The following is a 24,673-nucleotide window of genomic DNA, read 5'->3' as shown; positions in this document are numbered from 1 at the left end:
ACGGTGTGTAGGTTGTCGCGCATTCTGCGTCGGCGATCCTACAAGACACACCGACCTTGCTTTTCAGTCCGGAGTGAAGCGCATAAGGCGCGACAGCCGACACACCGTTTGCCACCTGGGCGGCCTGGGCCGAACTGGTAAGGCTCGCTGTGACGCGGGTGTTTGAAGAGGGTGATGCGCTCATAAAGAGCGCTGGCAGCGGGCATCAAGAAGAGTGATGCCGCATGACGGATAGGACCGGTGGGGGGCCCGCAGGCAACTACAAGAACTGGCGGTGTTCAGCGGCTTTCTTTTGCCTACTTTTCTTTGCCGCGGCAAAGAAAAGTAGGTGCTGCCCCGCACAGGGGCGACGCATGAAGTACCAACACCAAACCGCGAATGCCACCGCAAAAAAACACCACCGCTTGCGCAGCAAAAAAAAACACAACAATCAAACAACCACAGCGCTCATCGCTTCTTCCGTCAACCACTGCGACTCACGCAAATCCTGCTCATTGAGGTTAAGCCCATCCCCACCACGATCGACGACGACGAAATCCGTCACTTCACCTAGCGCGAGAAGCGGATGATGCCAAACACCCTTGGCATAGTTCACCCCCTGCCAGCCACTCGTCACGAACGCGCGAATCTTCGACTCATCCAGCTCGCCGCCAGGCGCCACAACAACCAGATACGGCTTGTCGTTCAACGGAATAAACGCCTGCGATCCCAGTGGATGCCGCTCCATCATCTTGATCTCGAACGGCAGCACGCGCGGCTGCCCACGAAACAGATTGACCAGCGTGCGTCCGCCTTCGTCGGTGACATCCACGTTCGCGAGATCGTGATAGCGGATCGTCGTGCCGAGATTGATCGGGATCTGCTTCGCGCCTTCCAGTTCGATCACGTCGCCGAACGGCGCGAACGCTTCGCGTGTCAGCGGTTCGATAGCGAGCGTCTTCATGATGCGAGCGTGCCCCACAGACGCAGACGCGATACGCCACCGTCCGGAATGATGTTGAAGCGGATATGCGTCACCGGGCCGAGCGCAGCGATTTCGCTTTCATAGAAGTGCTGCTTGTCCATCTGCAGCTTCTGTTCTCCCAGCAGCACAGGCCAGAACATCGCCTGCGTGACCAGCGAGCTATCTGTGCCGCCCGTCACATACGCAGCCTGGATCGAGCAGCGGTCCGGATAGTTGCCCTTGAAGTGCGCCGTATCGACTTCGATCTTCTTGATGACGCCCGGCTGCGCAAGTGCAACGATCGCCCAGTCATTGCCCGGCTCGCGGCGGCGGCGCGTTTCCCAGCCATCACCCATGTTGACGCCGCGACCCGGCATCAGCAACGTCGAAGCTGCACCAAAGTGCTGGTTGTTTGCGCCAACCAGATATGCACCGTTTTCCATCGCGGCGAGATCGAACAGATCGGTGCGGCTCGCGCCTGCCCAGTCGACCTGCGGCTGGCCATACACACGCAGACGCGCAATGCCGCCGTCCGGATAGATGTTCACGCGCAGGTGCGTATAGGCATTCGTGTCGCCCACTTCGAGGTAGTGGTGGCTGTTGCCTTGCAATGTCGTTGAAGGCACGATCTCGGTCCATTGCGTCGACTGGTTCGGTGCGCCATCCACCACGCGTGCTGCTTCCACCGACGCCGCCGGCGGGAAGTTGCCCGTGAAGTGGCTCGTATCGAGATCGAGGCCCTTGATCACGCCCGGACGCGCGAGCTTGACGACGCACCAGTCGTAGCCCGTCGTGCGCTTGCGGCGCGTTTCCCAGCCGTCCATCCACTTGCCGTGCTCGTCGTACTTGCCCGGAATGAAAACGGCCGGCTCCGGATTCAGCATGCGGTCTTTCGGCGCGAAGAAATCGTCGCTGGATTCGAGCGCCTGCGCGCCAAGACGCGGGTCCGCGAGGTTCACGAAACGGCGCGTGAATTCGGGTGCATTGGGATCGAGAATCGGGAGTGCCATTGTTGTCTTCCTTGCTGTCTGGTTGTTGCTGTGTGAGTGCGTGTCGCTACCACGACGATCAGGCGATGCAGCCTGCCATCAGGCGCTGATCAGATCGTCGAGACGGAAACGCGCGATACGGTAGATCTGGTCGAGGCTTGCGCGCAGTTCATCGGCACGGCTGTGGTTCACGCGTGCTTCGAAGTTCGCGATGATGCCGTGCCGGTCATAGCCACGCACAGCGAGAATGAACGGGAAGCCGAACTTCTCGCGATACGCTGCATTAAGTTGCATTAGTTTGTCGAACTCTTCCTGCGTGCACAGGTTGAGACCTGCACCACTTTGCTCGCGGGTCGATTCGGCTGTCAGTTCACCGCGCACGGCCGCCTTGCCTGCCAGTTCCGGGTGAGCATTGATGAGTGCAAGCTGCTTCGCTTCGCCGGCCGTTTCGACGGCATTCGACATCGTCTTGTGCAACGCGTCGATGCTCGCATACGGACGCTGCGCGGCCGCTACCTCGGCGACCCACGGCGAATGCTCGAAGATGCCCGACAGCGCTGCGACGAACGCGTCGGCCGAGATGCTGTTCAGTTGGTCCAGTGTGTATTGCATCGCCTTCATGCCGCAGCCCCGCGGTTATCCTGTTGTTGGTAGGGATGATGCTCGCGCCAGTGACGCGCGATGTCGACGCGCCGCGTGACCCACACGCGCTCATGCTTCTCGATGTGATCGAGGAAACGTTGCAGCGCACGGAAGCGACCCGGACGGCCAAGCAAGCGGCAGTGCATGCCGATCGACAGCATCTTCGGTGCTTCATCGCCCTCTTCGTACAGGACGTCGAATGCATCGCGCAGATACGTGAAGAAATGGTCCGCCGTGTTGAAGCCTTGCGGCGTGGCGAAACGCATATCGTTGGGGTCGAGCGTGTACGGCAGGATCAGTTGCGGCACTTTAGTGCCACCCGTCGTTTCCACGTTCATCCAGAACGGCAGGTCGTCGCCGTAGTTGTCGGAGTCGTACAGGAAACCGCCGTATTCGGCCACGAGGCGCCGCGTGTTGGGACTGTCGCGGCCCGTATACCATCCGAGCGGCCGCTGGCCCGTCACACGTTCGATCGCTTCCATGCCGAGGCGCATATGCTCGGCCTCGCGCTCTGCCGGCATGTCCTGATAGTGAATCCAGCGGTAGCCGTGGCACGCGATCTCATGCCCCAGTTCGACGAAAGCGCGCGCCAGTTCCGGATGTCGCTCGATTGCCATGCCGACGCCGAACACCGTCAGCGGCAACTTGCGCTTTTCGAACTCGCGCAGGATGCGCCACACGCCCGCGCGCGAGCCGTATTCGTAGATCGACTCCATGCTCATGTGACGCGACGGATACGATGCCGCGCCGACGATTTCCGACAGGAATTGCTCCGAGCCAGGATCGCCATGCAGCACGCAATTCTCGCCGCCTTCTTCGTAGTTGAGAACGAACTGGACGGCGACGCGGGCGCGTCCGGGCCAGTTTGCCTGCACGGGATGGCGGCCGTAGCCGATCAGATCGCGCGGATAGTTCGGATCGAGTGACATGATGTGAATGGCGCAGCGGTTGACGTGAGCGTTGACAGGTACACGCCGGCGGCGTCGTGAAAGCGGCAAAACGCGCTACGGCAAGGCCGGCAGGGTTGAACCAGTGTAGCGAAAACGCCCGGATGCGCCCATACATCCGGGCAGATAGTGCATGTCAGACTGAGTGTATGTGCGGTGCAATATCAGCGGCGGGGTCGGCGCGCAGTGCATTTGCGTTTACCCGTAGCAGCGCCTCACCGGCACTTTGATGCACAGCGGGTGCAGCGGCTGGCTGCTCGCCCGTCGGGCTGAAGCGTGCAAACTCGCCGTCGTAACGCTTGGCCAGCGGGCGCGCGTAGTCGCCGCGCTTGGCTGTCGCGAGCCGCAGCGAAACGAGCGCCTCGACCCACTTCACCGCTGCCGTCACACCTTCGACGACAGGTGCGCCCAGTGCATCCTCGATTTCCCGGCACAGCTCGGCCATTCCTGCGCAACCGAGCACGATGGCGTCCGAACCATCCTCGTCGAGTGCACGGCGGCACTCGTCGAGAATGATGCGTCGCGCCGACGAACCGGGCTGATCGAGTTCGAGCACCGCGACATCCGTGGCGCGCACATTGCGGCAGAAGCGCTTCATCCCGTAGCGCTCGGCCAGATGCCAGGCCATGCCGCAGGTGCGCGACAGCGTGGTCACCACCGAGAAGCCCGGCGCCAGCACGCTCGCCGCATGCATCGCCGCCTCTGCAATGCCGATCACCGGGCCGCGCGCCAGTTCACGTGCGGCATACAGGCCGGGATCGCCGAAACATGCAATCACGTAACCATCGAAGCCTTCGCGCTCGCCCGCTTCGATTTCGGCGAGCAGGCCCGGCGTGGCGAGCGCCTCGTCGTAATACCCTTCGCTCGACGGCGGCCCCATTGTCGGGCTCACCGCCACCAGCTCCGTTCCCGGCGCCACGACGTCGCGCGCACAACGGCCCATGGCTTCCGTCATCCGTTGCGTCGTGTTCGGGTTGATCAGTTTGATACGCATGTCGACTCCAATTACATCGCTATGAACTTTTATGCACCGCGCGGCAGCTTGCGCGCCAGCACGCTGTAGAACACTGCACCCAGACCTGCACCGATGAACCACGAGAAGTTAGCGAAGCCATTCAACGACGGCGCCATCACGCAGATCACCGCAATCACGGCAGCCGGCAACAACGCGCCAACAGCACGATAGTTCACGCCATTGTGATACCAGTACTTGCCCTTTTCCGAGACTGTGTACAGATCGTCGAGCACGATCTTCTGACGCTTCACAAGGAAGAAATCGACGATCAGGATGCCATACAAAGGTCCGATGAAGCTGCCGAGCACATCCAGCGTGTAGTGGATCACAGCCGGGTTGTTGAACAGGTTCCACGGCGTGATGAAAATCGATGCCACTGCAGCCAGCATACCGCCTGCACGCCAGCTGATGAGCTTCGGTGCAACGTTCGAGAAATCGAATGCAGGTGAAACAAAGTTCGCAACGATGTTGATGCCGATAGTCGCGATCGTGAACGTCAGTGCACCGAGAATCACGGCCGTCGGATAGTCGATGCGGCCAACCGTTTCGACAGGATCGGTGATCAGTTCACCGAACACGGGCAGCGTGGCCGCCGTCGTGACAACCGTCACCAGCGAGAACGCGAGGAAGTTGACGGGCAGACCCCAGAAATTGCCGCGCTTGACGCTGCGGAAACTCTTGCCGTAGCGCGAGAAGTCGCCGAAGTTGAGCATCGGGCCGGAGAAGTACGACACCACCAGCGAGATCGCCGTGATCATCACCGGGATCACTTCCATGCCGTGATACTTCACGCCGCCCAGGTTGATGCCGATGTTCTGCCAGCCTGCACGCCAGATCATGTAGCCGGCGAGAATGAACATCACCACGTACACGGCAGGACCGGCGAAGTCGATGAACTTCTTGATCGTCTCCATGCCGTTCCAGAACACGAGTGCCTGCAGCACCCACAGCAGCATGAAGCCAGCCCAGCCGACTGTCGACAGGCCCATGAAGCCGTGATGATGCACATCGGCATAAGGCAGCAGTTGCGGCATGAACTTGAGTACCACGATCACGAGCGCGCTAGATGCAAGATAAGTCTGGATGCCATACCAGGCTACGGCGATCAGCCCGCGAATCACGGCAGGTACATTGGCGCCCAACACACCGAAGGTCGCGCGGCAGGCGACGGGATACGGCACGCCGTTCTGCTGGCTCGGCTTCGCGATCATGTTGCACAGCACGTTGACGAACGTGATGCCCACCAGCAGCGCGATCAGCACCTGCCAGCTGGTCAGCCCGAGCGCGAAGAGACTCCCCGCGAACACGTAGCCGCCGACGCTGTGCACGTCCGACATCCAGAACGCGAAAATGTTATAGGCGCCCCACGTCTGATGCTTCAACGGTGCGAGGTCTTCGTTGTACAGGCGTTCGCTGTAGCCTGCGGGCAGCGCGTGTGCGTCCTGTCCGCTGCTGTCGTAATCGGGGATTGCCGAACTATCGGATGCTGCACTGAACTGAGCCATGGATTCCTCCTAAGATGGGAACGCCGACGGGAATCGACGAACATTGCATCGTGTATGCCAGGCCTACGGTCAGTTCACGCTGTGACTGACGCGTATGCACTTTGCTTACAGGTTGCCGCGGGTGTCTCCGTACTTACGTACTTGTTGTGATGACCTGGCTGGCTTTCCGCGAATGCCTGCCGGGCTTCGCCGTGTGGGCGCGGATGCCTGATGGGCGTCCCTCGCCTGACGGTCTTTCGGTCTCGATACCTGGCCGGGTGCGGCCGATACCGGATGGTGTCTCCGTCGACCTTTAGGTCGACTTTCTGGTCAATCGCCGTTCACTTCAGTGCAGCGCGCACCGCCAGCGAGCGCGGGCGTGCGTCAGGCATGCACTTCGGTAAACGTCAGCCGGCTGCGGCTTTTGCCGCGCGCGTGCCGAATACTTCATGCAGATCGGTCCCACCGCTCGCCGGCCGATCCAGCATCTTCAACTCCACACTCTGCAGGTGACGCGACATCAACGCGCCTGCCGTCTTTGCATCGCCGGCATCGAGCGCGGCGAGAATCGCTTCATGGTCTTCGAACGAACATGGGCTGCGGCCCAGCGATTCGTACAGCGCCGAAATCAACGTCGAGCGCGCGACCAGGCCACCGAGGCAATCGCACAGCACCGTGTTGCCCGTCAGCGTTGCCAGCTCGGTATGAAACTCGCCCGACAGCCGGATCCACGCCGGAAAATCGCGCGATTCGAATGCCTTGCGCTCCCGCGCGATCATGCCGCCGATGTTCTTCAAACGACGCGAGCCCTGGCTCGCGCAAATCTTGTCGACGACGGCCAGCTCGATGATCCGGCGCATCTCGAACACTTCATGCACTTCCTGCAGCGACGGGCTTGCGACAAACGCGCCGCGGTTCGGCTCGAGATCGACGAGGCGATCCGTGGCCAGCAGCGCCAGCGCCTGACGAATCGGACCGCGCTTGACGCCGAACACTTCGCACAACTGGGCTTCCGTCAATTTCGCGCCAGGCGCAAGCCGATGCTCGAGGATCGCGGCGCGGATGCGCTCGGCGATCGCTTCGGGTTTCGTGCTGCTCGCAGTGGCGTTGAGTGTCTCTGACATGATTGGCGTGCTGTTATGTAGTCCATCTTAGAATGGACATAAAAATTGTCAACAATTTTGACGGCCGATTTTCGACAATTTGAGTTTGGACTGACATGCTCAAAAAGTATCGAAAGACGCCGTGTGGATTGCTGGATAAGGGTTTGGGCGTATCGCTGGAGAGCTACCCACGATCGCCCTGTCGGCTATTTTGTCAACAAAAGCGGGCGTTGCGGTGACGGATCGCAAGTTGCGGATGCAGGATCTAACAGACAGTTAGTTGCGTTGATGACATTAAACTAAGGCGAGTCGCCTCGCCTTCTTCCATGCACACCAGGGAACGCAATCGTCAGTCGAGCACGGGATGCCCCGACACCGTCAGCTTGAACCCATGTGCGCCCGCCACGAGATGCGCGGCGGCGCCGACGGGCAGCGTCACCATGTCGGGAATGTGCCCGAACTGCAGCCCCGTCACGATGGGAATGCCGATCACCGACCTCACCTGCTCGACCATCGCGCGCAGATCGTAGCCGTTGTCGTAGTCGAAAGGCTTGCTGCCCGTGAAATCGCCGAGCACCAGCGCCTGCTGCCTCTCGAGAATGCCCGCCAGATGCAACTGATAGATCAGCCGCTCGATGCGGAACGGCTGCTCGTTCACGTCCTCGACGAACAGGATGCCGCCTTCGACGGGTGGCATGTAGGGCGAGCCGACTAGCGACGCGAGCACCGCCAGATTGCCGCCCCACAGCGTGCCCGACACATCGACACTCTGTGCCTGCGGCGCCGCTCCCGTCACCGTGAAGGTTTCAGAGGTCAGCGCATTCCAGAAGTGCTTCATCGTGAAATCGCTGACGTTTTCCGCGCCGAAATCGACGGCGAGCATCGGGCCGCCGAAGGTCTTCACGTTCGCCTGCGACAGCAGCGCGAGCTGCAGTGCCGTGAAATCGCTATGTCCGCAAAAAGCGATGGGTTGATCGCTCAGACGGCGGTGCAGCCCCTGATAGTCGAGTCCATGCAGGATCCGCACTGCGCCATAGCCGCCGCGCACCGCGAGCACGATGTCCGGCAATTCGCGCGACGGGTCGGCAAGCTGATTGATCTCGGCAGCGCGCTCGCCATCCGTGCCGGCGAAGCGCTGATAACGTCGCTGCGTCGCATTGACGTTATCGACGTGATGCCCTTGCGCGCGCAAGCGCTTCAACGCCAGATGAATGGCATTCGGATCGTGCGGATAGCCCGACGGGGCGATCAGTTCGATGGTGCGATGCTTGGCCATGTGGGTGGCAAGTCAGAGGGTCGGTGGGATGTCCGGATTTGCGGCAGAGGCAGCCGGATCGGGTGTGTTCTGCGGCGAGGCACCGGCAGCCGCACGCGCTTCACGCGCGGCGCGGCGGCGCTCGGCAAAAAACGACCGCAACGCCGCGCCGCACTCGTCTTCGAGCACGCCGCCCGTGACAGTCGTATGGTGGTTCAGTTGCGGATTCGCGAAGGCATCGACCACGCTGCCGCATGCGCCCGTCTTCGGGTCGCGCGCACCGAACACGACGCGCGCAATACGTGCGTGCATGATCGCGCCCGCGCACATCAGGCACGGCTCGAGCGTCACGTAGAGTTCGCAGCCGGGCAAGCGGTAATTTTCGAGCTTTTGCGCAGCAGCGCGCAGCGCCGCCATTTCGGCATGCGCGGAAGGATCGTGACCGCCGATGGGATGATTGAAGCCCTTCGCGATCACTTCATCGCCGTGAACCAGCACCGCGCCAACGGGGACTTCGCCGGCGGCGCGCGCTTCATCGGCGGCGGCCTGCGCGAGCGCCATGAAGCGCAGATCACGCTCGGAAACGGGGACGGGTTCTTGTGCGGCGGACAGAGGCGTGTCGGCGACCGCAAGCGGCCCATCGACATCCGCGCCAGACGAAGCAGATGAATCTTCCGACGAATCGGACCCAGCGGACGGCAAGACGACGGGATCGACGCCGGCGTTCACGCGGGCCCCGCGTCGGCGGCCTGTGCGTCGGCGGCGCGCTCCGACAGGCGTTCCGCGATGCGGCGGCAGTATTCGCGCGGCATGACAAGCGGCCCGCCACGCAGAGATTCGATTGCCATATCGAGCGCCAGCATTTTCGCCTGCAGGTGGCAGCGCGTAGCGCGGTCGCTGACGGCGTCCAGCTCGTTCTGCAGGTCGCGCAGCGCCCGCAACTGTTCGACGGCGGGCGGCACGAAGCCCGCATTCTTCAGAATGCGATTCGCGACTCGAACTTCCTCGGGCACCAGTGTGTCGTCATCGAGAGCCTGCGGTGCGCCGGCTCCCGGCAAATCATCGAACTCGCCACGCGCGGCCGCGGCGGCGATCCGTTGTTCGACAAGTGCATCAAGCAATTTCATTTGCAAATCCACTACGTTGCGGCTCGGTCATTTTATCAGGACACTGCGAAATGGATTTGTCAGACGCCTAGAGGACACACCCAGGTTTAGGATTAGTCGTATGGGATAGCGTTTTCGGCCCAGATATGGTTGAAGATTTTCCGCGCGTCAGCCGCTTCATCATGTCATATCGAAATTTCTCCCCGGCGATCATCTCAATCCAGCCGAAACGCGGCAGCCGAAGCGTGAATGCACGTCGGCTGCATCGTGTTTCGCTTCAACGGGGCGCACGCGTCATCTGGTTCGCGAAAGCGTTTATCACGGGTGTCGTTCTGTCACTCGCGTTGTCCGGCTGCGGTGTGTTCTGCAACATCGGCGGCGGCAGCGGCGGGATCGGTGGCAATTGCGGCATCGGCACCGGCTTTCGCTTCTGATCTCATCCTCTGCGTTTCTTCTCGTCTGTTCTCTGCCTGCGCGTCCACGCTTCTCCAGGCGTTTTTATCCGATGCGCAATTTACACACTGTTACGCAGGCCGCGCGTCAATAACGATGCGCGTTTCCCTATACTCGACGCCGTCCACAGCTGGTGGCGCCACGACAATCACGCAACATGAACCACTCCCGTTTTGCTCGCCCTCTCGTTCGTACGACGCTGATCGCGCTCTGCGTCACGCTGCCGCTCGCCGGCTGCGTCGTGCCCGGCAATGCGCCGTACGCGTCGGGCTACGGCTCGGCCTACGCAACGCAACCGGCCTATGCGCAACCGGCACAACCGGTGTACGCGCAGCCCGGCTATGCACAGGCGCCGCAGTATCAGCAGCCTTATCAGCAGCCGTACGCGCAACAGCCGCAGTACCAGCAGCAACCCGCCGACGATCAATCCGACTGGCAGCACAATCAGGCTTACCAGCAACCGCAGCAGCCGCAGCAGCCACAAGCGGGCTACGGTTACGGCGAACAATACGGCGTGGTTTCGGCGATCCAGCCGCTCGCGAATCCCAACGCGGTCACGGCAGGCGGTGTCGCGGGCACGGTGCTCGGCGCGGTGGTGGGCGGCGTGATCGGCAACCAGTTCGGACATGGTCACGGACGTGACGCGGCGACAGCCATCGGCGTGCTAGGCGGCGCGGTTGCGGGCAATCAGCTGGGTCAGCAGGCAGGCGCGTCGTCGCCAGGTGGTTACCGTATTTCGGTGCAGTTGAACGACGGCTCGATGCGCGCATTCGACGGCGGCACACCCGGCGATCTGCATCCCGGCGATCGCGTGCATATCGCAGGGAATCGGCTGGACCGCTACTGAGCCACGCATTCGATGCGCGCGCTCGATACGACCATCACGCAGGTGCTGCGACGCGCCTCACTCCGATTCAACCGCTCTCCCCGGCTCATAAAACATCGCAAATAGTTCGGACTGCGAGCCGACGCCCAGCTTCGCGTAGATATGCTTCTTGTGCGCGCGCACGGTTTCGAACGAAATCGACAGCTTCTACGCAATCGCACGCGACGAAAAACCGCTCAACGACAGCATCGCCACTTCGATCTCCCGCGCCGTCAACGCACCACGCCCGCTCTTGCCGGTCAGCATGCCAAAACGCGCGTGCAGATCCGCCTCATCGCTTTCCGCTGCACGCGGCGCTTCTTCGACGACGAACTTCTCGAAACGCAAGCGCTGCTGCATCAACGCCAGCACCCACGGCGAATAGAGCGTCAGCAACGCGATCTCGCGTTCGTCGTAACGACTGGTTTTACCGAGCGAAAAGCCCATCGTATGATCGCGGTCGATCATCACGTTGAAATGCACTTCGTCGCCGACGATGTTCTTCTTGAAGTACCGCTGGTAGTACTCGGTCATGCGGAAATTGTCCGGCGCGACATCGGCGAGCGTGTAAAAGCCCGACGCCTGCGTTTCGAACGCAGCGAGATAGAACGGGTCGAGCTGATACAGCGCCGCCAGATAATCCTGAAACATCAGGTCGATCTTGCCGTCGGGCAGCGCCTGTTCCGCCAGCACGAGCGGCGGCGCATCGCGATGAAATCGCAGCGCCACCCAGCTGTCGAAGCCGACATGCCGTTCGAGCACGCGCGTGAGGCGCGCCCAGAAATGCGGACCATCGAGGGCATCGATGGCCGAACCGATCTCCCGGTGAAAAGCGAGATCTCGCCATTCGAAGTCCATCGTGTCCTCCGGTGAGGGTAACCCTCGTGGGTAATTTCAAGACAAAAATAATACCCTGATAATCGGCCTCAATTCGAGGAATGGCGGCGCACGCACTATTCTGCGCGGCGCAAGAATCGCACGACGCGCGGATAAGTGGCATACCAATACGCCGTTGAAAGGCATCTGGAAGGAGGCAATATCATGCAGGTAGAACTGGCACAACTGACGCTGCCCGACAGCGACGTCGCGCACAACACGCGCAAGGTCGTCGAGACGATCCAGCGCGCAGACACGGCAGGCGGCACGAAGCTGATCGTGTTTCCCGAAACCACGCTGTCCGGCTTTCCGACGCGCGAAAACGTCGCGGAGGTCGCGCAGACGCTCGATGGCCCGGCGCTCACCGCCGTGCGCGACGCGGCGCGTGACAAGGGCGTGGCCGTGGCCGTCGGGCTTGCAGAACGCGACGGCGGTCAGTTCTACAACACCACCGTGCTGGTCGACGAGCGTGGCGAGATCGCGCTGCGGTATCGCAAGACGCACCTGTGGGCATCGGATGTCGGCGTATTCACGCCCGGCGACCGTTTCGAAACCTGCATGTGGAACGGCCTGACGGTGGGCCTGCTGAGCTGCTACGACATCGAATTTCCCGAATCGGCGCGTGCCGTGGCCGCGCTCGACGCCGATCTGCTGATCGTCACCAACGGCAATATGGACCCGTTCGGTCCCGTGCATCGCCGGGCGATCCAGGCGCGCGCAATGGAAAACCAGATGTTCGCGCTGATGGTGAACCGCTGCGGCACCGGCGACGACAACCTGAGCTTCCCCGGCCTCTCCGCGCTGATCGATCCGTTCGGCGAAACGGTGCTCGAAGTGGGCGGCGACGAAACGGTGACGAAGGCCACCATCGATTTCAAGCGACTGGAAGTCAGCCGTGAGCACTACAACTATCTGCATGACGCGCGCGTGCCGCTTGGCCTCGTGCCTGTCGAACAGTCGAATGGCCATCGCGCGCTGATGATCGAAGCGCGCCGCCGCCGCACCGACTGACCGTTTTCAGCAGTCTGCAACGGACGTACCGCACGGGGCCAACGCGCCACGTGCGCGCGCTCTCACGTCCAACGTTATGTCGGTCGAAATGCCAGTCATAAGGCATCCATACGATATCCATATCGGCCTTTCCAGTTGGCCGGGCTTTAGGAGAAATCATGCAAGCGTCGTCATCTCATGAACCGTCGCACCTGAAGCGCACGCTCGGCTTGCCGTCCGTGCTGCTGTTCGGCCTCGCCTATATGGCGCCGCTGATCGTCTACGGCACCTACGGCGTGCTCGCCAAAGCCAGCGACGACACCGCCGCCCTCGCCTATCTGCTCGCACTGATCGCGATCGCTTTCACGGCGCTGAGCTACGGCAAGCTCGCGCGGCTTTATCCCGTCGCCGGATCGGCGTACACGTACACGCGCAAGACGTTCAACGCGCATCTGGGTTTCCTGATCGGCTGGGCGACGCTGCTCGACTACTTCTTCCTGCCGATGGTGATCTGGCTGATCGGCGCCGCGTATCTGAATGCCGCGTTTCCGCATGTACCATCGTGGATCTGGATCGTCGCGTTTATCGTATTGACGAGCGGACTGAATATCGTCGGGATCGAACTGGCGGCGCGCTTCAATATCGTGCTGATGGTCGTGCAACTGGCGATCGTCGCGATGTTCGTCGCACTGTGCTGGCACTATGCATCGGCAGCGGCGGGCCCGGGCGGCATCGCGATGGCGGAGCCCTTCTTCAAGTCCCACGTTCCGCTTGGCGCGACGATGGCGGGTGCTGCAATTGCCGCGTACTCGTACCTCGGCTTCGACGCCGTGTCGACGCTGACGGAAGAAACCATCGATCCGAAGAAGAACATGCCGCGCGCCATCCTGCTGATCGCGCTGATCGGCGGCGCGATCTTCGTGATCGCCTCGTACACGATGCAGCTGGCGCATCCCGGCGTCGAATTCAAGGACACGGATTCGGCCGCGTTCGAAGTGGCGAAGATGATCGGCGGCGCTAGTTTCGTGACCGTGTTCCTCGCGGGCCTGATCCTCGCGCAGTTCGCTTCGGGCATCTCGGCACAGGCAAGCGTCGGCCGGCTGCTGTACGCGATGGGCCGCGATGAAATCCTGCCGAAGCGCTTCATTGGCTATATCCATCCGCGCTTCAAGACGCCGGCGATCAACATCGCGATTGCGGGCATCGTCGGGCTGATCGCGCTGAAGCTTGATGTGGCCACCTCGACGTCGTTCATCAACTTCGGTGCGTTCCTCGCGTTCACGGCCGTGAATCTGTGCGTGATTCGCCTGTATCTGTCGGGTAATCACGGCGATCGCAAGATTGGCGTGCTGGGCGGGCTGGTGTTTCCGCTGATCGGCGCGGTCTCCGATATCTGGCTGCTCGCGAGCCTTGAAAAGACGGCGCTCGTGCTGGGCGCGGTGTGGTTCGTGCTGGGTATCGTGTACCTGTGCTGGATCACGCGCCTGTTCCGCCAGGCGCCGCCTGAAGTGGCAATCTGATCGGCATGCTGGAGACGCGGTCTGCCGTGGCGGATCGCGGTCTTTCCGGTGAACGCGGCGCATTGTGTGCGCCGCGTTTTTTTATGTCCGTGCCGGCGCGCGTCACCGCCCTGTACGGCTTAAGAAATTGGACAAAGCCAGGACAGGCGCGGCGCCTGGCCTGCTATCCCGCTTGTCAGCATCGGCGCGGCGCGTAGAATACTGTACACATATACAGTATCGCCACCCGCCATGGAACTGCTCAAAAAGCTCGAAATACTCGCCGATGCCGCCAAGTACGATGCATCGTGTGCGAGCAGCGGCGCGCCAAAGCGCAGTTCACGCGGCACGGAGGGGCTGGGCGCGAGCACGGGTTCCGGCATCTGCCACAGCTTCACGCCGGATGGACGCTGCGTCTCGCTGCTGAAAATCCTGCTGACCAACTTCTGCCTGTACGACTGCCAGTATTGCGTGAACCGCCGCACGAGCAATGTGCCGCGTGCACGCTTCACGCCTGAAGAAGTGGTCAACCTCACGCTCGATTTCTACCGTCGCAACTACATCGACGGGTTGTTTCTCAGTTCCGGCGTGATCCAGTCGTCGAATTACACGATGGAGCAACTGGTGCGCGTCGCGCAGTCGTTGCGCGAGGACCATCTGTTTCGCGGTTATATCCATCTGAAGACCATTCCCGATGCCGATCCGCAACTGATCGCGCAAGCGGGCCGTTATGCGGATCGTCTGAGCGTCAACATCGAATTGCCGACGGAAATCAGCCTCGAACGGCTCGCGCCCGAAAAAAGCGCGCGCACGATCCGCCTCGCGATGGGTTCGATCCGCCTTGCCCGCGACGAAGCGGACAGCGACGCGAAGGCGCCGCGCTTTTCGCCAGCGGGACAAAGCACGCAGATGATCGTCGGTGCAGACGACACCAGCGACAGCACCATCCTGCAGACGGCCGAAACGCTGTACGGCTCGTACCAGCTCAAGCGCGTCTATTACTCGGCGTGCAGTCCGATTCCCGACAGTCCGACGGCACTGCCCGCGCAGGCGCCGCCACTGCTGCGCGAGCATCGCCTGTATCAGGCGGATTTTCTGCTGCGCGGCTATGGCTTTCGCGTCGACGAACTGTTCGATCAACCCGGCAATCTCGCGCTCGATATCGATCCGAAGCTCGCGTGGGCCTTGAGCCATCGCGACAGTTTTCCCGTCGATCTGAACCGCGCCAACGCGCGCATGATCGCGCGCGTGCCGGGCATCGGCATGCGCAATGCGAAGCGTCTGGTCGAATTGCGGCGCTCGCGGCGAATCCGCTATCAGGATCTCGTGCAGTTGCGATGCGCGATGAGCAAGACGCGGCCATTCGTCGTGACCGCCGACTATCGCCCTGCGCAGGCCGACATGTCGACGCAACGCTTGCGCCACGCGTTGACGCCGCCGCCCGTGCAATTGTCGCTGCTTTGACGCCGGGTGCGCGCATGCAAGTGATCGCCATCGACGATTCCTACGCTGCGTGGCGTGAAGCCGCGCTGGGCGCGCTCGCAAGCGGAATCGCACCGGAACAGATCGACTGGCGTGTCGACGGCTGCGACGCCCGTTCGGCCACGCCCGCGCTGTTCGACGATCACGCGTCCTTACCGCTTGCTGCTTCGGCGGCAGCCAAAGTCCGCATTTCCCGCGATCTCGCCGAATTGCTGAAGGACGCGGCGCTGTATCGCGATACGGCGCGCTGGGCGTTTCTGTATCGCGTGCTGTGGCGCTGGCACGGCGGTGACCGATCGGTGGCTTCGCCCGCGGATACCGACGGCGCGCGCCTCTACAAGATGGCGAAAGCCGTGCGGCGCGCGAAGCACGACATGATCGCCTATGTGCGTTTCCGGCTGCGCGAGCCAGGCAATGACGCACCCGCACCCGATCTGCCCGAATACATCGCGTGGTACGAACCGGAGCACGATGTGCTCGCATGGTCGGCCGAGCATTTCGCACGGCGCATGGGTCGCTCGACGTGGCTGATCTCGACACCCGACAGCGCCGCGTGGTGGAACGGCACCGCATTGCGTCTCGAACGCCGCACGGCCTTGCCTCACGATCGCGGTTATCCCGACGCCGACGAAGCCGAGGCGCTCTGGCTCGCCTACTACCGCCGCACGTTCAATCCGGCTCGCCTGAACGAAACAGCGCTCGAGCAGCACATGCCCGTGCGCTTCTGGAAAGGCTTGCCCGAAGGCCGCCTCATTCCGTCGATGATCAGCGAGGCGAAAAGCGGCGCGCAGCGGGTTGCGCAGGCGCGCGTTGTCGGTGTGCTGGGCGGCAAGAGCGTGCCCGTCGATGCACAAAGCGCGCAGCCTGTACGCCAGCAGCCGACCACGCTCGATGCCTGCCGCCGCTGCGAGTTGTGGCGCCACGCGACGCAGGCTGTCGACGGCATCGGTCCTCTTGACGCGCGCATCATGCTGATCGGCGAGCAACCCGGCGATCAGGAAGATCTGGCGGGCAGGCCGTTCGTCGGACCTGCGGGGCAACTGTTGGACATTGCGATCGAACGCGCGGGTTTGCGGCGTGACAGCCTGTATAGGACCAACGCGGTCAAACACTTCAAATGGATGCTGCGTGGCAAGCGGCGTCTGCACAAAACCGCGGCGCAACAGGAGATCGATGCGTGCGGCTACTGGCTGGAGCGCGAGCTGGCGCATGTGAAGCCGAGTGTTGTCGTGACGTTGGGCGCGACCGCGTTGAGTGCGCTGCTGCGTGAGAAGGTCAGCTTGCGCGAGTGGATCGACACGCCGCTCGATGTCGATGGCATGCAGGTGATCGCGACCTATCACCCTTCTTTCGCGCTACGGCAGGACAACGATGATGCGCGTGAGCGGGTGCTCGATGCGATCACATCTGCGCTTGCGCGGGCGCGTGTGCTTGCAGATACCGGGGAGGAACGGCAGCACGTAGCGAGCTAGCTTCACGCGCTTATATGCGACAGAGGCCAAACGCCCACGACCGCTATCTCAAAATTCGTCTGATTCCTATGTTGTCCACTGCTCCGCGTCCCTATCCTGAATACATCAACAGGACGCCACGCAGCACGACACAGACAGCGCCTGTTACCACCTTCACCGACAGGAGCGCGTCATGTTTGCCTACTTCCTTCTCAGCCAGATCAGCCAATGGCTTCGTTTCATCGACAAGCCGCGTTGCGGCGCGTTTCTCGCGGCAACGGTTGATATCGAGGAACTGAACGAAAAGGCCCGACGGTACGATCGATAAGCTGACCTGCCGACGCATCAGACGAAAAAAAGCCCGCATACGCGGGCTTTTTTGCATGCTACGGCTGGTGTGCTGCGATCACTCCCACTCGATCGTCGCCGGCGGCTTGCCCGAAATATCGTACACAACCCGATTGATACCGCGCACTTCATTGATGATCCGGTTCGACACGTGGCCGAGCAGGTCATGCGGCAGATGCGCCCAGTGCGCCGTCATGAAGTCCAGCGTCTGCACCGCGCGCAGCGCGACGACATACTCATAGGTACGCCCATCGCCCATCACGCCGACGCTCTTCACCGGCAGGAACACCGCAAACGCCTGGCTGGTCAGGTCGTACCACGACTTGTCCGTATCCTTGTCGATAAACGTGCGCAGCGTTTCGATAAAAATCGCGTCCGCGCGACGCAGCAGGTCTGCATACTCGCGCTTCACTTCGCCGAGAATCCGCACGCCAAGGCCCGGACCCGGGAACGGATGGCGATAGACCATCGAAGGCGGCAAACCGAGCTTCACACCCAGTTCGCGCACTTCATCCTTGAACAGTTCGCGCAGCGGCTCGAGCAGCTTCAGATTCAACGTTTCCGGCAGACCGCCGACATTGTGGTGGCTCTTGATCGTATGCGCGGCCTTCTTGCCCTTGCCCGCCGATTCGATCACGTCCGGATAGATCGTGCCTTGCGCGAGCCACTTCGCGTCCGTCAGCTTGCCCGCTTCCGTCTGGAACACTTCGACGAACTCCGCGCCGATGATCTTGCGCTTCGCTTCGGGAGCGGTCACGCCCTTGAGCTTCGACATGAACGCTTCGCTGGCGTCGACGTGGATCACCTTCACACCGAGGTTGTCGGCGAACATCGACATCACCTGCTCGGCTTCATTCAGACGCAGCAGACCGTGATCGACGAACACGCAGGTCAGCTGATCGCCGATCGCGCGATGCAGCAGCGCCGCCGCCACCGACGAATCCACGCCGCCCGACAGACCAAGCATCACATGCTCATTGCCGCCCTGCTTGCGGATATTTTCGATAGCTTCGTCGATGTAGTTGCCCATTTCCCAGTCGGGCTTCGCGTCGCAGATCTTCAGCACGAAGCGTTCGAGCATCGCGCGGCCCTGCACCGTGTGCGTGACTTCCGGGTGCCATTGCACGCCGTAGAAGTGGCGCGCTTCGTCGGCCATCGCCGCGACCGGGCACGATTCCGTCGATGCCATCAGCTTGAAGCCTTCGGGCATTTCCAGCACCTTGTCGCCGTGGCTCATCCATACCTTCAGCATGCCGTGGCCTTCGGCCGTCGCGAAGTCCTGGATGCCGTCGAGGAAGCTCGTGTGATTGCGTGCACGCACTTCCGCGTAGCCGAATTCGCGCATATGGCCGGTGTCGACCTTGCCGCCGAGTTGCTCGGCCATCGTCTGCATGCCGTAGCAGATGCCCAGCACGGGCACGCCCGCTTCGAACACCGCTTGCGGCGCGCGCGGCGTGTCGCTCTCGGTCACCGAGTTCGGGCCGCCCGACAGGATGATGCCCTTCGGCTTGAATTCACGGATGAACTCGTCGCTGACGTCGTGCGGATGGATTTCCGACAGCACGTGCGCCTCGCGGATACGACGTGCGATCAGTTGGGTGACTTGCGAACCGAAGTCGAGAATCAGGATCTTGTCATGCATGGCAGCGGACGGAATCTAAAAAGAACGGATAGGGAAAGCCGCTCGATCGCGCTGCGACCAGACGGCGTTGTATGTAAAGCGGATTGGCTTGCGCGGTAACGGCGGCCTGAGCGGCGCATCGCTGCGTGCCGTGATCGACTGAAAAGCTCGATAAAAGACCTGCGCGCAGACGGATTCCAGTTGTTTCGGCTAAGGGCGTGAGCTTGCGCGGGTCAGCCATGAAACGGTGGCCGGGGCTTCGCTTCGGCGGCGGCCCGTGCATCGGCTTCGTTACGCTCGGCTGCAGCGCGTTCGCGCGCGGCGGCGTCCTCGTGTAGCTCGGCGCGGCGCTCGTGCGCGAGTGCGTCTTCCTGCGCTGCGGCAGCGGCTTCCGGCATCGTCGCACGCGGCGGCTGTGCCGTCAGGCCCGGCGCGACGGGATGCCCCGTCGCAGGACTCACCGGCGTGGCGCGCAGCGACGGCTCCACATGCGGCCCGCTGGTGGCGGGATACACGACACCGGGACGCGCTACGTCACGTTCACGCTCGGCCTTGCGGGCCTCGTTCTCGGCGGCACGCGTTGCAACGCGATCCGTACGCTCGACGGCGGCCGCAGCCGCCAGCCGATCGCGCCGTTTGACCGCGCCTGCGAGCCTCACACCACCCAGACCGATCACCAGCAGCACGACAGCCACCAGCACCGCCACCAGCTGGCCGAAGCCGGTCAGCTGCGGCATATGCAGCCCGACCAGCCACACCAGCATCAGCACGCCCGTCAGCCAGTTCACGTGACCAACGACTTTCGCCGTCGTCGCCGTCATCGCGCCGTCTATCGACGCGTGCAGCGCGAGCCACGCCAGGCCGATCAGCGCAATGCCCAGACCTTGCCCGACCAGCACAGGGTCCGTCTGCACCAGCTGCAGCGCGTCGTACAGCGATTTCCATGGCGTGAGCAGGAACAGCAGCCCGAACGCCAGCAACAACAGAGCATCGATGATCAGTACGGCACGCAGCAGCGGCTTCATAGGCAATTAGTCCACGTGGTAGTTGGGGGCTTCCTTCGTGATCTGCACATCGTGCACGTGCGATTCGCGCATGCCCGCGGCCGTGATTTCGACGAACGACGCCTTGTCGTGCAGTTCGTCGATCGTACGGCATCCGCAGTAGCCCATCGACGCGCGCACGCCGCCGATCAGCTGGAACAGGATCGCACCGACCGAACCCTTGTACGCGACACGGCCTTCGATGCCTTCCGGCACGAGTTTGTCGATGTTCGCGGAGTTGTCCTGGAAGTAGCGGTCAGCCGCGCCGTCCTTCATCGCGCCGACGGAACCCATGCCGCGGTACGACTTGTACTGGCGACCCTGGTACAGGAACACGTCGCCAGGCGATTCTTCCGTGCCGGCGAACATGCTGCCCATCATCACGGCATTCGCGCCCGCTGCCAGCGCCTTGCTGACGTCGCCCGAGAAGCGCACGCCGCCGTCTGCGATCACGGGCACGCCCGTACCCTTGAGCGCATCCGACACATTGGCGATAGCCGAAATCTGCGGCACGCCCACGCCTGCCACGATACGCGTCGTGCAGATCGAGCCGGGGCCGATACCGACCTTCACGCCGTCCGCGCCGTACTCGACGAGCGCCTTGGCTGCGTCGGCCGTCGCGATGTTGCCGCCGATCACTTCGACGTGCGGGAAGTTCTTCTTGACCCACTGGACGCGCTCCAGCACGCCCTTGCTGTGGCCGTGCGCCGTATCGACGACGATCACGTCGACGCCCGCCTGCACCAGCAGTTCGACGCGCTCTTCGTTATCCGCGCCGACGCCGACGGCCGCGCCCGCGCGCAGCTTGCCATGCTCGTCCTTACAGGCATCCGGGTGTTCCGTCTGCTTGGTGATGTCCTTCACTGTCATCAGGCCGCGCAGTTCGAACGCGTCGTTGACGACCAGCACGCGCTCGAGGCGGTGGCTGTGCATCAGCGCCTTCGCTTCGGCGAGCGGCGTGCCTTCCTTGACCGTGACGAGGCGCTCGCGCGGCGTCATGATGCTGCGCACCGGCTCATCCAGACGCGTTTCGAAGCGCAGGTCGCGGTTCGTGACGATGCCGATCAGCTGCGCGCCCTCGACGACCGGAAAACCCGAAATGCCATGCTGGCGCGACAGGGCGATCACATCGCGCACCTTCATTTGCGGCGGAATCGTGATCGGATCGCGCACGACGCCCGACTCGAAGCGCTTGACCTTCGCGACTTCGCGAGCCTGCTCGGCCGGCGTGAGATTCTTGTGGATGATGCCGACGCCACCCATTTGCGCCATCGCAATGGCAAGGCGAGCTTCGGTGACGGTGTCCATGGCGGCGGACACGAGCGGCATGTTCAGGGAAATGTTGCGGGTCAGCCGGGTTTTCAGGCTGGTGTCGCGCGGCAGAACGTCGGAGAAAGCCGGGACGAGGAGCACGTCATCGAACGTGAGTGCTTTTTGGATCAGACGCATGGCAAATCCTATGGGCGCAAAAGCGGATTATACGCGATACCGCCCGGTTTTCGCTGCGCGAACAGTCAGTTAGCGAAATTCTTCAATGTTTTTTCGCGTCGAACGACCGTCTGATTTCGCTTCTGCGTTCGGCTCGCGTTCGTACGGGTTTCGTATTCGTATTCGAACGTTCGCGCGTCCGGGCGTGCTTTTTCCAGCATAGACGACACGCGGCAAAGTGCAGGATTGAACAAGACGCGGACCCGCCCGAACCGCTATGCTTCGCGCACTTTTCAGTTTTCGATCGGGGCAAGACAATGCAGCGCGGCTTGGTGTACGGGATGTTGGCGGGGGCGTTATGGGGCATGGTGTTTCTGGTGCCGCGGCTGCTGCCCGATTTTTCGCCCGTGCTGCTGAGCGCCGGCCGCTATGTGATGTATGGCGTCGTGTCGCTGGTGGCGGCGCTGCCTTCCGCGCGATCGCTGCTGCGCCGGCTCACCCGCGAGGATCTGAACGCGCTCGTCAGGCTCGCGCTGGCGGGCAACCTGCTCTATTACCTGCTGTTGACGGGCGCCGTGCATCTGGTGGGGATCGCGCCGTCGTCGCTGATCGTCGGTGTGCTGCCTGTCACGGTGACATTGCTAGGACGGCGCGATCACGGCGCCGTACCGCTCGCGCGGCTGGCGTGGCCGCTCGCGCTGGTGATTGCAGGCATCGCGTGTATCAACGTGGACGTATTCGGCAGCGCGGGCGAAACCTCGGGAACCATCGCGACCAAACTGATCGGCCTCGCCTGCGCAGTGGGCGCACTGGCCTGCTGGACGTGGTTCGCCGTCGAAAACGCGCGCTATCTGCAGCGTCACACTCACTTCAGCGGCAATGAATGGTCCGTGCTGTGGGGCGTGGTGACGGGGCTGCTGGGCGCGCTGCTGTGGCTCGGCGTGGCCGTGCTGCCGGCATCTGCCGTCGATACGTCGCATATCGACGCCCGCTGGCATCTGTTCTGGCTGCTCAATCTGGGGCTGGCGATCGGCGCGTCGTGGCTTGGCAATGGCTTGTGGAACGCGGCGTCCAAGCGGCTGCCGCTCACGTTGTCGGGGCAGCTGATCGTGTTCGAGACGCTGTTCGCGCTGCTCTACGCGTTCATCTACGATCACCGGATGCCGCGTCCGCTCGAGCTGGCCGCGATCGTGCTGCTGGTCGCGGGCGTGAGCTGGTCGGTGCGCCAGCACGCGGACGATGATTCGGACCGCACGTCGCTCGAAGATAAGGCTCAGGCCGCCGTCCACTAGGCTGAGCGAGGCGTCAGGAAGGCGCCGTGGATGCTGGCTGAAACAGAAAGCGGCGCACCGTGCAGCACGGTGCGCCGTTTGTCATTTGGCGGATGCGGTTCGCTCGTCGGCGCTCAGGATGTCAGCGTGAATCCTTGGGCAGCCACTTCCGCCCTTCGATCGAACCCGCGCTGCGCGACTTCTCGACGCGCCGCTGGCGCGCGAGCTTCGGATCGACGATCAGCGGCCGGTAGATCTCCACGCGATCACGGTCGGCCAGCATCGTATCGAGCGGCTTGAGTTTGCCGAACACGCCCGTCTTCTGCTGCGCCAGGTCGATCTCCGGGTGCGGCGCGAGGATGCCGCTCGCGTCGATGGCCTGCCCGAGCGTCGCGCCTTGCGGCAATTGCAGTTCGATGAGCGTCTGCTCGCGCGGCAGCGCATAGCAGACCTCGATGGTCAGATTGCCGCTCATGACTTGCCGTAGCGCTGGTCGGCGCGTTTCACGAACGATTCGACGAAGGTGTTCGCAATGTGGCTGAACACCGGCCCGATGATTTTCTCCAGCAGAATGTTCGTGAACTCGTAGTGGAGCGCGAATTCGATCTTGCAGGCGTCGGCGCGCAGCGGCGTGAAGCGCCAGTAGCCGGTGAACTTCTTGAACGGGCCGTCGGCGAAATGCATGTCGATGCGCGTGGGCCGTTCCTGCGTGTTGTGGGTCGCGAAGTGCTGCTTGATGCCCTTGAAGTTGATGTCGATCTTCGCTTCCATCAGGTTTTCCTCCTGACGGCGGATCTCGACGCCGCCACACCACGGGAGGAAATTGGGGTAATCGGCGACATCGGTGACGAGGTCGAACATCTGTTCCGCCGAATGGCGTATCAACACGGTTTTCTGGACATCTGCCATAAATTGAACGGCGCGTGGCAACAGGGATTAAGAAATAGCGAACGCGTGACAACTGAATGACACCGCGGCGGGTTTTCGGCGCCCCGCTTTGCTAAAATCGTGATTTTAAACGAGTTGGCCAGTTTCCATTCATGAGCATCATCGACAACAGAAAAGCGTTCTTCGATTATTCCGTCGAAGAGCGTTACGAGGCGGGGCTCGTGCTGGAGGGCTGGGAAGTCAAGGCGCTCCGCGCCGGGCGTGGCCAGATCAAGGAAGGCTACGTCGTCATCAAGAACGCGGAGCTGTTTCTGATCGGTACGCACATCAGCCCGTTGCCCGAGGCTTCGAAGTTCGCCAATCTGGATCCCGTGCGCACGCGCAAGCTGCTTTTGCACGCTGAGGAAATCAGCAAGCTGATCGGCAAGGTCGAGCAGCGTGGGTATACGCTCGTGCCGCTCAATTTCCATTACAAGAATGGTCGCGTGAAGTGTGAGATCGGGCTTGCCAAGGGTAAGAAGTTGCACGACAAGCGTGAGACTGAGAAGAAGCGGGATTGGGAGAGAGAGCGGGCACGGCTTATGAAGTCGTAGGGGTTGCTTGTAGGTGGTGGGGATTGGGTTCGGGTTGGCTTCTGCTTTCGCTGGCATCCGCTCGATGTTATTGGTTTGCTAGCGTTGCCCCTGTGCGGGGCGGCACCTACTTTTCTTTGCCGCGGCAAAGAAAAGTAGGCAAAAGAAAGCCGCTGAACACCACCCACTACGGTCCTTGCCTGCGGGTCCCCAACTGGTCCTATCCTTCACACGGCATCACTCTTTTTGATGCCCGCTGCCCACGCTTCGAATGAGCGCATCACCCGCTTCATGCTCCGGCTTCACGGCAAGTTGTACCGGTTAATCCACGGCCGCCCAGGTGGCAAACGGTGTGTCGGCTGTCGCGGCGTATGCGCATCACTCCGGACTGAAAAGCAAAGG

The 24,673-nt window shown here is 62.2% G+C and carries 25 protein-coding genes and 1 pseudogene; 8 read left to right on the top strand and 18 right to left on the bottom strand.

Annotated elements, in window-relative coordinates; translation table 11 throughout:
- Nucleotides 1–430: 430 nt before the first annotated feature.
- The 10 genes from DK391_RS38880 to DK391_RS38835 all read right to left on the bottom strand — a co-directional run bounded on the left by DK391_RS38880 (nt 431) and on the right by DK391_RS38835 (nt 9,505).
- Nucleotides 431–943: an ureidoglycolate lyase gene (locus DK391_RS38880; protein ID WP_109483312.1), complete on the bottom strand. Its 513-nt coding sequence runs from the start codon at nt 941–943 to the stop codon at nt 431–433.
- Nucleotides 940–1,953 carry an allantoicase gene (gene alc / locus DK391_RS38875; protein ID WP_109483311.1) on the bottom strand — a complete coding sequence of 338 codons (1,014 nt, stop codon included), beginning with the start codon at nt 1,951–1,953 and terminating at the stop codon, nt 940–942. The genes DK391_RS38880 and alc overlap by 4 nt, the downstream gene beginning before the upstream one ends.
- Nucleotides 1,954–2,031: 78 nt before the next feature.
- On the bottom strand, nt 2,032–2,553 hold the full coding sequence (gene uraD / locus DK391_RS38870; protein ID WP_109483310.1) for a 2-oxo-4-hydroxy-4-carboxy-5-ureidoimidazoline decarboxylase: 522 nt from the start codon (nt 2,551–2,553) through the stop codon (nt 2,032–2,034).
- Nucleotides 2,550–3,503 (bottom strand): allantoinase PuuE, encoded by a 954-nt coding sequence (gene puuE, locus DK391_RS38865; RefSeq protein ID WP_109483309.1) that lies wholly within the window; start codon nt 3,501–3,503, stop codon nt 2,550–2,552. Before puuE ends, uraD begins: the two co-directional genes overlap by 4 nt.
- 154 nt (nt 3,504–3,657) lie before the next feature.
- Nucleotides 3,658–4,515, bottom strand: coding sequence for an aspartate/glutamate racemase family protein (locus DK391_RS38860; RefSeq protein ID WP_109483308.1), 858 nt, complete (start codon nt 4,513–4,515; stop codon nt 3,658–3,660).
- 29 nt (nt 4,516–4,544) lie between these two features.
- Nucleotides 4,545–6,041 (bottom strand): NCS1 family nucleobase:cation symporter-1, encoded by a 1,497-nt coding sequence (locus DK391_RS38855; RefSeq protein ID WP_109483307.1) that lies wholly within the window; start codon nt 6,039–6,041, stop codon nt 4,545–4,547.
- A gap of 386 nt (nt 6,042–6,427) precedes the next feature.
- Entirely contained in the window at nt 6,428–7,144 is a 717-nt protein-coding gene (locus DK391_RS38850; protein WP_109483306.1) for a GntR family transcriptional regulator, read from the bottom strand.
- A gap of 328 nt (nt 7,145–7,472) precedes the next feature.
- Nucleotides 7,473–8,399 (bottom strand): muramoyltetrapeptide carboxypeptidase, encoded by a 927-nt coding sequence (gene ldcA, locus DK391_RS38845; RefSeq protein WP_109483305.1) that lies wholly within the window; start codon nt 8,397–8,399, stop codon nt 7,473–7,475.
- Between the two features lie 12 nt (nt 8,400–8,411).
- The gene (gene tadA, locus DK391_RS38840; RefSeq protein WP_239483076.1) at nt 8,412–9,107 is read right to left on the bottom strand and encodes a tRNA adenosine(34) deaminase TadA; all 696 of its coding nucleotides are present in this window, start codon (nt 9,105–9,107) and stop codon (nt 8,412–8,414) included.
- Nucleotides 9,104–9,505, bottom strand: a complete 402-nt coding sequence (locus DK391_RS38835; protein ID WP_109483304.1) for a DnaJ family domain-containing protein — start codon at nt 9,503–9,505, stop codon at nt 9,104–9,106. The genes tadA and DK391_RS38835 overlap by 4 nt, the downstream gene beginning before the upstream one ends.
- Nucleotides 9,506–9,729: 224 nt before the next feature.
- Here DK391_RS38835 and DK391_RS38830 point away from each other — a divergent pair, with 224 nt between their 5' ends.
- On the top strand, nt 9,730–9,918 hold the full coding sequence (locus DK391_RS38830; protein WP_162601032.1) for a hypothetical protein: 189 nt from the start codon (nt 9,730–9,732) through the stop codon (nt 9,916–9,918).
- Nucleotides 9,919–10,094: 176 nt separating this feature from the next.
- Nucleotides 10,095–10,784: a glycine zipper 2TM domain-containing protein gene (locus tag DK391_RS38825; RefSeq protein ID WP_109483302.1), complete on the top strand. Its 690-nt coding sequence runs from the start codon at nt 10,095–10,097 to the stop codon at nt 10,782–10,784.
- A 57-nt stretch (nt 10,785–10,841) separates the two neighbouring features.
- On the opposite strand, the pseudogene DK391_RS38820 reads toward DK391_RS38825, so the two are convergent.
- Nucleotides 10,842–11,660 (bottom strand): annotated as a pseudogene (locus tag DK391_RS38820) (helix-turn-helix transcriptional regulator).
- Between the two features lie 183 nt (nt 11,661–11,843).
- Here DK391_RS38820 and DK391_RS38815 point away from each other — a divergent pair.
- The 4 genes from DK391_RS38815 (at nt 11,844) to DK391_RS38800 (ending at nt 17,121) form a co-directional block, all read left to right on the top strand.
- The gene (locus tag DK391_RS38815) at nt 11,844–12,689 is read left to right on the top strand and encodes a carbon-nitrogen hydrolase family protein (protein WP_109483301.1); all 846 of its coding nucleotides are present in this window, start codon (nt 11,844–11,846) and stop codon (nt 12,687–12,689) included.
- 158 nt (nt 12,690–12,847) lie between these two features.
- The gene (locus DK391_RS38810; protein WP_109483300.1) at nt 12,848–14,188 is read left to right on the top strand and encodes an APC family permease; all 1,341 of its coding nucleotides are present in this window, start codon (nt 12,848–12,850) and stop codon (nt 14,186–14,188) included.
- Between the two features lie 231 nt (nt 14,189–14,419).
- Nucleotides 14,420–15,631: a putative DNA modification/repair radical SAM protein gene (locus DK391_RS38805; RefSeq protein ID WP_109483299.1), complete on the top strand. Its 1,212-nt coding sequence runs from the start codon at nt 14,420–14,422 to the stop codon at nt 15,629–15,631.
- A 14-nt stretch (nt 15,632–15,645) separates the two neighbouring features.
- Nucleotides 15,646–17,121, top strand: coding sequence for a UdgX family uracil-DNA binding protein (locus DK391_RS38800; protein WP_109483313.1), 1,476 nt, complete (start codon nt 15,646–15,648; stop codon nt 17,119–17,121).
- 91 nt (nt 17,122–17,212) lie between these two features.
- Here the strand turns inward: DK391_RS38800 and DK391_RS44680 are convergent, their stop codons facing one another.
- Genes DK391_RS44680 through guaB form a run of 5 tightly spaced genes read right to left on the bottom strand, consistent with a single transcriptional unit; the run spans nt 17,213 to nt 21,561 of the window.
- Complete coding sequence (locus DK391_RS44680) at nt 17,213–17,485, bottom strand: hypothetical protein (protein ID WP_162601034.1); 273 nt, start codon at nt 17,483–17,485, stop codon at nt 17,213–17,215.
- Nucleotides 17,486–17,506: 21 nt separating this feature from the next.
- Nucleotides 17,507–19,090, bottom strand: coding sequence for a glutamine-hydrolyzing GMP synthase (guaA, locus tag DK391_RS38795; protein WP_109483298.1), 1,584 nt, complete (start codon nt 19,088–19,090; stop codon nt 17,507–17,509).
- Nucleotides 19,083–19,310: a hypothetical protein gene (locus DK391_RS44675; RefSeq protein ID WP_162601033.1), complete on the bottom strand. Its 228-nt coding sequence runs from the start codon at nt 19,308–19,310 to the stop codon at nt 19,083–19,085. Before DK391_RS44675 ends, guaA begins: the two co-directional genes overlap by 8 nt.
- The gene (locus DK391_RS38790) at nt 19,303–20,094 is read right to left on the bottom strand and encodes a hypothetical protein (protein ID WP_109483297.1); all 792 of its coding nucleotides are present in this window, start codon (nt 20,092–20,094) and stop codon (nt 19,303–19,305) included. Before DK391_RS38790 ends, DK391_RS44675 begins: the two co-directional genes overlap by 8 nt.
- Before the next feature lie 6 nt (nt 20,095–20,100).
- Nucleotides 20,101–21,561, bottom strand: a complete 1,461-nt coding sequence (gene guaB, locus DK391_RS38785) for an IMP dehydrogenase (protein ID WP_109483296.1) — start codon at nt 21,559–21,561, stop codon at nt 20,101–20,103.
- A gap of 296 nt (nt 21,562–21,857) precedes the next feature.
- Between guaB and DK391_RS38780 the strand changes: the two genes are divergently transcribed.
- On the top strand, nt 21,858–22,832 hold the full coding sequence (locus DK391_RS38780) for a DMT family transporter (protein WP_109483295.1): 975 nt from the start codon (nt 21,858–21,860) through the stop codon (nt 22,830–22,832).
- Nucleotides 22,833–22,953: 121 nt separating this feature from the next.
- Here DK391_RS38780 and DK391_RS38775 read toward each other — a convergent pair whose 3' ends face one another.
- Together DK391_RS38775 and DK391_RS38770 are read right to left on the bottom strand one after the other, a co-directional pair.
- Entirely contained in the window at nt 22,954–23,286 is a 333-nt protein-coding gene (locus DK391_RS38775) for an RnfH family protein (protein ID WP_109483294.1), read from the bottom strand.
- Complete coding sequence (locus DK391_RS38770; RefSeq protein WP_109483293.1) at nt 23,283–23,720, bottom strand: type II toxin-antitoxin system RatA family toxin; 438 nt, start codon at nt 23,718–23,720, stop codon at nt 23,283–23,285. Before DK391_RS38770 ends, DK391_RS38775 begins: the two co-directional genes overlap by 4 nt.
- 131 nt (nt 23,721–23,851) lie before the next feature.
- On the opposite strand from DK391_RS38770, the gene smpB reads away from it, so the two are divergent.
- On the top strand, nt 23,852–24,292 hold the full coding sequence (smpB, locus tag DK391_RS38765; RefSeq protein ID WP_109483292.1) for an SsrA-binding protein SmpB: 441 nt from the start codon (nt 23,852–23,854) through the stop codon (nt 24,290–24,292).
- The last annotated feature ends 381 nt before the right edge of the window (nt 24,293–24,673 follow it).

This window comes from Paraburkholderia sp. C35, assembly GCF_003121405.1.
Lineage (GTDB): Bacteria > Pseudomonadota > Gammaproteobacteria > Burkholderiales > Burkholderiaceae > Paraburkholderia.
This window is presented reverse-complemented; position numbering and strand designations above follow the sequence as displayed.

Excerpts from the sequence above, each read along its gene's own strand:
- uraD (WP_109483310.1), bottom strand. The coding sequence starts at position 2,553 with ATGAAGGCGATGCAATACACACTGGACCAACTGAACAGCATCTCGGCC.
- DK391_RS38815 (WP_109483301.1), top strand. The coding sequence starts at position 11,844 with ATGCAGGTAGAACTGGCACAACTGACGCTGCCCGACAGCGACGTCGCG.
- DK391_RS38800 (WP_109483313.1), top strand. The coding sequence starts at position 15,646 with ATGCAAGTGATCGCCATCGACGATTCCTACGCTGCGTGGCGTGAAGCC.
- DK391_RS38825 (WP_109483302.1), top strand. The coding sequence starts at position 10,095 with ATGAACCACTCCCGTTTTGCTCGCCCTCTCGTTCGTACGACGCTGATC.
- alc (WP_109483311.1), bottom strand. The coding sequence starts at position 1,953 with ATGGCACTCCCGATTCTCGATCCCAATGCACCCGAATTCACGCGCCGT.
- DK391_RS38805 (WP_109483299.1), top strand. The coding sequence starts at position 14,420 with ATGGAACTGCTCAAAAAGCTCGAAATACTCGCCGATGCCGCCAAGTAC.
- ldcA (WP_109483305.1), bottom strand. The coding sequence starts at position 8,399 with ATGGCCAAGCATCGCACCATCGAACTGATCGCCCCGTCGGGCTATCCG.
- guaB (WP_109483296.1), bottom strand. The coding sequence starts at position 21,561 with ATGCGTCTGATCCAAAAAGCACTCACGTTCGATGACGTGCTCCTCGTC.
- DK391_RS38850 (WP_109483306.1), bottom strand. The coding sequence starts at position 7,144 with ATGTCAGAGACACTCAACGCCACTGCGAGCAGCACGAAACCCGAAGCG.
- DK391_RS44680 (WP_162601034.1), bottom strand. The coding sequence starts at position 17,485 with ATGCAAAAAAGCCCGCGTATGCGGGCTTTTTTTCGTCTGATGCGTCGG.
- DK391_RS38835 (WP_109483304.1), bottom strand. The coding sequence starts at position 9,505 with ATGAAATTGCTTGATGCACTTGTCGAACAACGGATCGCCGCCGCGGCC.
- DK391_RS38880 (WP_109483312.1), bottom strand. The coding sequence starts at position 943 with ATGAAGACGCTCGCTATCGAACCGCTGACACGCGAAGCGTTCGCGCCG.
- guaA (WP_109483298.1), bottom strand. The coding sequence starts at position 19,090 with ATGCATGACAAGATCCTGATTCTCGACTTCGGTTCGCAAGTCACCCAA.
- DK391_RS38855 (WP_109483307.1), bottom strand. The coding sequence starts at position 6,041 with ATGGCTCAGTTCAGTGCAGCATCCGATAGTTCGGCAATCCCCGATTAC.
- DK391_RS44675 (WP_162601033.1), bottom strand. The coding sequence starts at position 19,310 with ATGGCTGACCCGCGCAAGCTCACGCCCTTAGCCGAAACAACTGGAATC.
- DK391_RS38790 (WP_109483297.1), bottom strand. The coding sequence starts at position 20,094 with ATGAAGCCGCTGCTGCGTGCCGTACTGATCATCGATGCTCTGTTGTTG.
- DK391_RS38770 (WP_109483293.1), bottom strand. The coding sequence starts at position 23,720 with ATGGCAGATGTCCAGAAAACCGTGTTGATACGCCATTCGGCGGAACAG.
- DK391_RS38810 (WP_109483300.1), top strand. The coding sequence starts at position 12,848 with ATGCAAGCGTCGTCATCTCATGAACCGTCGCACCTGAAGCGCACGCTC.
- smpB (WP_109483292.1), top strand. The coding sequence starts at position 23,852 with ATGAGCATCATCGACAACAGAAAAGCGTTCTTCGATTATTCCGTCGAA.
- puuE (WP_109483309.1), bottom strand. The coding sequence starts at position 3,503 with ATGTCACTCGATCCGAACTATCCGCGCGATCTGATCGGCTACGGCCGC.
- DK391_RS38775 (WP_109483294.1), bottom strand. The coding sequence starts at position 23,286 with ATGAGCGGCAATCTGACCATCGAGGTCTGCTATGCGCTGCCGCGCGAG.
- DK391_RS38780 (WP_109483295.1), top strand. The coding sequence starts at position 21,858 with ATGCAGCGCGGCTTGGTGTACGGGATGTTGGCGGGGGCGTTATGGGGC.
- DK391_RS38860 (WP_109483308.1), bottom strand. The coding sequence starts at position 4,515 with ATGCGTATCAAACTGATCAACCCGAACACGACGCAACGGATGACGGAA.